Raw genomic sequence first — 6,020 nt, forward strand, 5'->3', positions numbered from 1 at the left:
ATGGGCTGGCTCTGGCTCGGGATCATCGCGGTCGGGGCGTTCGCGCTGCTGGCGGTGCTGAGAGTCGACCGGCTGCTCTGGTCGATGGTCGCCGCCGCGCTGATGCTCGGTGCGGCGGGCTATGCGCTGCAGGGCGAGCCCGGGCTCGCCGGGCATCCGGTCGTGACGGGCACGACGATCACGCCTGACGACGGGTCGATGATCGAGCTGCGCGACAAGATGCTCGAACGTTATACCGGTGCCGCCGCCTATCTGGTTGCGGCAGATGCGATGACGCGGATCGGCGAGCGTCGCGCGGCGGTGAAGGTCCTGCTCGGTGGGATCCGCGTCGCGCCGAAAAGTCTCGTCCTGTGGACCGGGCTCGCCAATGCGCTGGCCGCGCATGACGGCGATCAGGTCTCGCCCCCGGCGCTGTTCGCGTTCCAGCAGGCGATGCGGATCGCACCGCGCCACCCGGCGCCGCCCTTCTTCCTTGGCCTCGCCTATGTCCGGTCGGGCAATTTCGCGGCGGGTCGACCCTATTGGGCCCGCGCGCTCGCGCTGACCCCGAAAAGCGTGTCCTATCACGACGAGATCGCGGTGCGCCTCGCGCTGCTCGATCAGGTGATGGCCGCACAGGACGCCGCACCGGCGAGCTAGGCACCGACGCAAAACGGGACCCGGATCGTCCGGCGCGATGCCGGGGATCCTGGGTCCCGTTCCGTGCCGCAAAAGGGCTTACTGGCCGCGGCCGGTCTTGCCCTGGAGCTCGTCGATCTTGAGCGAGGCATCCGCCTTCGACAGCGATTCGTCGAATTCCTCATGCGCCTCTTCGGACAGCGTCTTCAGATAGCTGGCCTGTGCGCCGGTCATCTTCTCGTCGCCGGTCGTCCAGTCATGCGGATCCTTCTCGGCGTTCGAAAAGGGCTCGGACTTGGGGTTCGGGGTGTCGGACATGCGTGAAATTCCTTCCGCCTGTCCAACCCCCGTGTTCCGCATCCGTTCCCGCTTAATTCGACCAAGCTTCGTAAGGTAAACCCAGATCATCCGCGACCGCCTTGTACGCGATCTTGCCCTTGTAGACGTTGAGCCCGTTGGCGAGGTGCGGGTCGGCCTTCATCGCGGCCTCCGCACCCAGATTGGCGAGCTTCAGCGCAAACGGCAGCGTCGCGTTGTTGAGCGCGAAGGCCGAGGTGCGCGCGACCGCGCCGGGCATGTTGGCGACGCAGTAATGGATCACGCCGTCGACCTCGAACACCGGATCCTCGTGCGTGGTCGCATGGCTCGTCTCGAAACAGCCACCCTGGTCGATCGCGATGTCGACCAGCACCGAACCGCGCTTCATCGTCTTGAGCATCTCGCGCGTGACCAGCTTGGGGGCCGCCGCGCCGGGGACGAGCACCGCGCCGATGACGAGATGCGCGTTCTTCACCGCCGCCGCGATCGCCGCCTTCGACGCATAGGCGGTCTTGATCTGGCTCGAGAAGAACATGTCGAGCTCGGCAAGGCGATCGTTCGAAATGTCGTAGATCGTCACGTCGGCGCGCATCCCGACCGCCATCTGCGCGGCGTTGACGCCCGACACGCCGCCGCCGAGGATCGCGACCTTGGCCGGTGCCACGCCGGGCACGCCGCCGAGCAGGACGCCGCGGCCGCCCTGTTCCTTTTCGAGATAGTGCGCGCCGACCTGCACCGACATGCGGCCCGCGACCTCGGACATCGGCTTCAGCAGCGGCAGGCCGCGGCGATGGTCGGTGACGGTCTCGTAAGCGATGCAGGTCGCGCCCGACTTCATCAGGCCTTCGGCCTGCGGCTTGTCCGCGGCGAGGTGGAGATAGGTGAAGAGCAGGTGGCGCGGTTCGAGCATCGCGATCTCGACCGGCTGCGGCTCCTTGACCTTCACGATCATGTCGGCGGCGGCGAACACCGCGGCGGCGGTCGGCAGGATCGTCGCGCCCGCGTCGACATAGTCCTGGTCCTCGAAGTCGATGCCCGCGCCTGCCTGAGTCTCGACGACGACTTCATGGCCCGCGGCGACCAGTTCGGCGACCGACGGCGGGGTCAGGCCGACGCGATATTCGTGATTCTTGATTTCCTTGGGAACACCGACGCGCATCATTTCCACTCCATTATCTTTGACCGCAGTGTAGCGCGCATCGACCGGGAAGGGTTCGCAAAGCCGTCCCGCTGCCCTATCGGATTTGGGAGAATATTGCATCCACGAACGACGAAGCGGGAAATTTGTGAGTATCGCGATCGAGCGCAGGATCCTCGACCTGCTGGCCGCCAATTCCGACCTGACCAGCGCCGAGCTGGGTGAGGCGGTGGGGCTGTCGCCGAGCGCGGCGCACCGCCGCGTTTCGCAGCTGCGCGAGAGCGGCGCGATCACCGGCTACCGCGCCGTGCTGTCGCGCGCGGCCCGCGGCGATCCGAGCATCGTCCTGGTCAACGTCACGCTGCGCGACCAGCGCAAGGAGACGATGGCGGCGTTCGAGGCGGAGATCGTGAATTGCCCGCAGGTCGTGCAATGCTTCCTGATGAGCGGCGAGGCGGATTACATGCTCCACGTCGAGCTCCGCCGCGGCGAGACGTTCGAACGCATCCACCGCGAGACGCTGTCGCAACTACCGGGCGTCACGCGGCTGGCCTCGCATTTTGTGATTCGCGAAGTCGTCACGCGCTGACGTTTTCCTGCGCACGTTGGCCACGCACGGCAACGCCCGTTACTGATAGCTTTCTACTTGCAACAGGCGAAGCGGCGTGATCAGCCCCGGTTAATCCACGTTGCCGGCGGTCCCGTTGCCGCTCTCCAACCCCCATGCTAAATGCGCCAGCTTGGGGCACAGGGTGAAATCGGAATTTCGATGATGATTGCTGCACTTCCGGGTCGATTCACCGTCCAGTGAGCGTCGATCCCACAGCCGCGGCCTCGACCGTGCCCCCCGCCGGTCTCGATCCGGATACCGGCCACCATCATGCGGACGGCATGCTGAAACTCGCCTTTGGCGCGATCGGCATCGTCTTCGGCGATATCGGCACGAGCCCGCTCTACGCGTTCCGCGAGACGTTCGCCGGGCACCACAAGCTCGCGCTCGATTCGGCGCACATCATGGGCGTCATCAGCCTGATGTTCTGGTCGATGATGATCGTCGTGACGGTGAAATACGTCATCATCATCATGCGCGCCGACAACAAGGGCGAGGGCGGCAGTCTCGCCCTGCTCGCGCTCGTTTCGGGCAAGACCAAGACGCGGCGCTGGAGCAAGGGGATCATCCTGCTCGGCGTCTTCGCGACCGCGCTGTTCTACGGCGACAGCATGATCACCCCCGCCGTGTCGGTGCTGTCCGCGGTCGAGGGGCTCGCGGTCGCCGCACCGAGCTTCGCCGGGCTCGTCCTGCCGATCGTGATCGCGATTCTGATCGCGCTGTTCTGGGTCCAGAAGAGCGGCACCGCGCGAATCGGCATGGTGTTCGGGCCGATCATGCTGGTGTATTTCAGCGTCATCGCGGTGCTCGGCATCCTCAGCATCATCCAGACGCCGGGCGTGCTCTGGGCCTTTTCCCCGCATTATGCGGTCGAGTTCTTCCTGATCGATCCGACCCGCGCCTTCCTTGCGCTCGGCTCGGTTGTGCTCGCGGTCACCGGCGCGGAGGCGCTCTATGCGGACATGGGGCATTTCGGCCGCCGGCCGATCGGCATCTCCTGGCTGTTCTTCGTCCTGCCCGCGCTGATCCTCAATTACATGGGGCAGGGCGCGCTGCTGTTCCGCGACGGGCAGGCGGCGCTCGTCAGCCCGTTCTACAATCTCGCCCCCGAAAGCCTCCAGCTGCCGCTCGTCCTGCTCGCGACGATGGCCGCGGTGATCGCGTCGCAGGCGGTGATCTCGGGCGCGTTCTCGGTCACGCAGCAGGCGATCCAGCTCGGCTTCATCCCGCGGCTGCGGATCGAGCATACCAGTGCCGCGACCGCGGGCCAGATCTACATCCCGCTGGTCAACGGTGCGCTGATGGTGATGGTGATCCTGCTGGTGCTGTTCTTCCGCACCTCGTCGAACCTGACCAGCGCCTACGGCATCGCGGTGACGGGGGCGATGCTGATCGACACCTGCCTGCTTGGTGTCGTGCTGTTCCGGCTGTGGAACTGGCCGAAGATCGCCGCGATCCCGTTGCTCGCGATCTTCTTCCTGGTCGACGGCGCCTATCTGGCCGCGAACCTGACCAAGGTGCCCGATGGCGGCTGGTTCCCGCTGCTGATCGGCCTCATCATCTTCACCTTCCTGACGACCTGGTCGAAGGGGCGGCAGCTGATGATCGACCGGATGCGCGAGGCGGCGATGCCGATCAAGGTGTTCATCGGCTCGGCGGCGAACTCCGCGTCGCGCGTGCCGGGGACCGCGGTGTTCATGACCTCGACCTCCGACGGCGTGCCGCACGCGCTGCTCCACAACCTCAAGCACAACAAGGTGCTGCACGAGCGCGTCATCCTGCTGACCGTCAAGATCGTCGGCCAGCCCTATTGGCCCGCGCACGACCGTGCGGTGCGCGACGAGCTCGGCGACGGCTTCCACCGCCTGATCCTGCGCTATGGCTTCATGGAGGATGCCGACGTCCCCGCCGCGCTGCGCCAGGTGCACAGCTGCGGCGCGGACTTCAAGATGATGGACACCAGCTTCTTCCTCTCGCGGCAGACCCTGCTCGCCTCGGACAAGCCGGGGATGATGCTCTGGCGCGAAAAGCTGTTCGCGTGGATGCTGCGCAACGCCGAAAGCGCGATGGAATTCTTCCGCCTGCCGACCAACCGCGTCGTCGAGCTCGGCAGCCAGATCGAGATTTGATCTCAGTCGATCGGCACCCTGCACCTCCCCGGCGGAGGCCGGGGCCCAGTTGGGAAACGTCGATGGCGGACGTCACCCGAAGTTACATCAACCTTTCCAACTGGACCCCGGCTTGCGCCGGGGAAGTACCTGCATGATGGCAAGCACGACCGAAGCCGCCCCGATCATCGTCACCGCGCTCTTCGGCCGTCAGGACACCGCGTTCTTCGACGCGATGCGGCGCGAGCATTTCCCGCCCGAACGCAACCAGCTCGATTCGCACCTGACGTTGTTCCATCACCTGCCGCCCTCGGGCCTCGACGAGCTGAAGCACCGGCTGAATCAGGAGACGCGCGGGCTGCCCGCACCGCGGGCGCGGATCGGCGGGCTGATGTCGCTGGGGCGCGGTGTCGCCTACCGGATCGAATCGCCCGAGCTGGTCGGAATCCGCGCGCGGCTGGCCGATGCGTTCACGGGGATGCTGACGCCGCAGGACGCGGGCGGCTGGCGTCCGCACGTCACGATCCAGAACAAGGTCAATCCGTCGGTCGCCAGGCTGCTGCTCGGCAACCTGCAGCGCGACTTCGTGGCGCGGGACGTCGAAATCGCCGGGCTTGGCGCCTGGTGGTATCGCGGCGGACCCTGGGAAGCGATTTCGCGTCACATGTTTGCTTGACCGCCTCGAATCCGCTTCCTATAGGCCGCGCCTCGCAGGGAAGAATGCTTCCCCGCAGACGGTACGGCGAAGTAGCTCAGTTGGTTAGAGCACGGGAATCATAATCCTGGGGTCGGGGGTTCAAGTCCCTCCTTCGCTACCATTTTCAAACACACCGAACGGGTCGTTGACGACCAGGATCGCGTCGCTGCGGGCGAGCGCGAGCAGCGTCAGGCCGTGCGCGCGCGCGTGATCGATCGCGAGACTGGTCGGCGCGGAGATCCCGACCAGCATCGCCACGCCCGCGACCAGCGCCTTGTCGACCATCTCGAAGCTGATCCGTGAGGTGACGAGGATGAAGGCGGGGCGCTCGGTCGACCGCATCGCCAGCCCGCCGACGAGCTTGTCGAGCGCATTGTGGCGGCCGACATCCTCATAGGCGGCCAGCACGCCTCCCGACCGGTCGCAGGCGGCGGCGGCATGGATCGCCCCCGTCGCGGCGTTGAGCGGCTGGTGCGCGCGCAGCCCCGCCAGCGCGGCGAAGATCGCGGTGACGGGCACGTCGGGGCGGGG

General features: G+C 66.3%; 7 protein-coding genes and 1 tRNA gene. 5 read left to right on the plus strand and 3 right to left on the minus strand.

Translation table 11 applies throughout. From position 1 onward, the window contains the following. Positions 1-639, plus strand: a 639-nt coding sequence (locus sphsw_RS11405; RefSeq protein WP_031440729.1) for a tetratricopeptide repeat protein, incomplete at its 5' end; no start/stop codon positions are given. A 78-nt stretch (positions 640-717) separates the two neighbouring features. On the opposite strand, the gene sphsw_RS11410 is transcribed toward sphsw_RS11405, so the two are convergent. Both sphsw_RS11410 and ald read right to left on the minus strand, forming a co-directional pair. Beyond that, a complete protein-coding gene (locus sphsw_RS11410; RefSeq protein WP_031440730.1) occupies positions 718-936 on the minus strand; it encodes a DUF3072 domain-containing protein in 219 nt (72 codons plus the stop codon). Between the two features lie 52 nt (positions 937-988). Further along, positions 989-2,095: an alanine dehydrogenase gene (ald, locus tag sphsw_RS11415; RefSeq protein ID WP_031440731.1), complete on the minus strand. Its 1,107-nt coding sequence runs from the start codon at positions 2,093-2,095 to the stop codon at positions 989-991. Positions 2,096-2,222: 127 nt separating this feature from the next. Between ald and sphsw_RS11420 the strand changes: the two genes are divergently transcribed. The 4 genes from sphsw_RS11420 to sphsw_RS11435 all read left to right on the plus strand — a co-directional run bounded on the left by sphsw_RS11420 (position 2,223) and on the right by sphsw_RS11435 (position 5,610). Then, positions 2,223-2,663 carry an Lrp/AsnC family transcriptional regulator gene (locus sphsw_RS11420; RefSeq protein ID WP_031440732.1) on the plus strand — a complete coding sequence of 147 codons (441 nt, stop codon included), beginning with the start codon at positions 2,223-2,225 and terminating at the stop codon, positions 2,661-2,663. A 302-nt stretch (positions 2,664-2,965) separates the two neighbouring features. Further along, a complete protein-coding gene (locus tag sphsw_RS11425; RefSeq protein WP_107932838.1) occupies positions 2,966-4,813 on the plus strand; it encodes a potassium transporter Kup in 1,848 nt (615 codons plus the stop codon). Between the two features lie 136 nt (positions 4,814-4,949). Further along, positions 4,950-5,468 (plus strand): 2'-5' RNA ligase family protein, encoded by a 519-nt coding sequence (locus sphsw_RS11430; RefSeq protein ID WP_031440734.1) that lies wholly within the window; start codon positions 4,950-4,952, stop codon positions 5,466-5,468. A 65-nt stretch (positions 5,469-5,533) separates the two neighbouring features. Further along, positions 5,534-5,610: transfer RNA gene (locus sphsw_RS11435), tRNA-Met, on the plus strand. Here sphsw_RS11435 and sphsw_RS11440 read toward each other — a convergent pair. Next, the coding region (locus sphsw_RS11440; protein WP_042467098.1) for a formate dehydrogenase accessory sulfurtransferase FdhD at positions 5,589-6,020 on the minus strand (432 nt) is incomplete at its 5' end. The genes sphsw_RS11435 and sphsw_RS11440 overlap by 22 nt on opposite strands.

The organism is Sphingomonas sp. FUKUSWIS1, from assembly GCF_000733135.1.
GTDB lineage: Bacteria > Pseudomonadota > Alphaproteobacteria > Sphingomonadales > Sphingomonadaceae > Sphingomonas > Sphingomonas aerolata.

Bases quoted from the DNA above. Each gene is read 5' to 3' on its own strand.
- sphsw_RS11430 (WP_031440734.1), top strand. From the start codon at position 4,950: ATGGCAAGCACGACCGAAGCCGCCCCGATCATCGTCACCGCGCTCTTC.
- ald (WP_031440731.1), bottom strand. From the start codon at position 2,095: ATGCGCGTCGGTGTTCCCAAGGAAATCAAGAATCACGAATATCGCGTC.
- sphsw_RS11410 (WP_031440730.1), bottom strand. From the start codon at position 936: ATGTCCGACACCCCGAACCCCAAGTCCGAGCCCTTTTCGAACGCCGAG.
- sphsw_RS11425 (WP_107932838.1), top strand. From the start codon at position 2,966: ATGCTGAAACTCGCCTTTGGCGCGATCGGCATCGTCTTCGGCGATATC.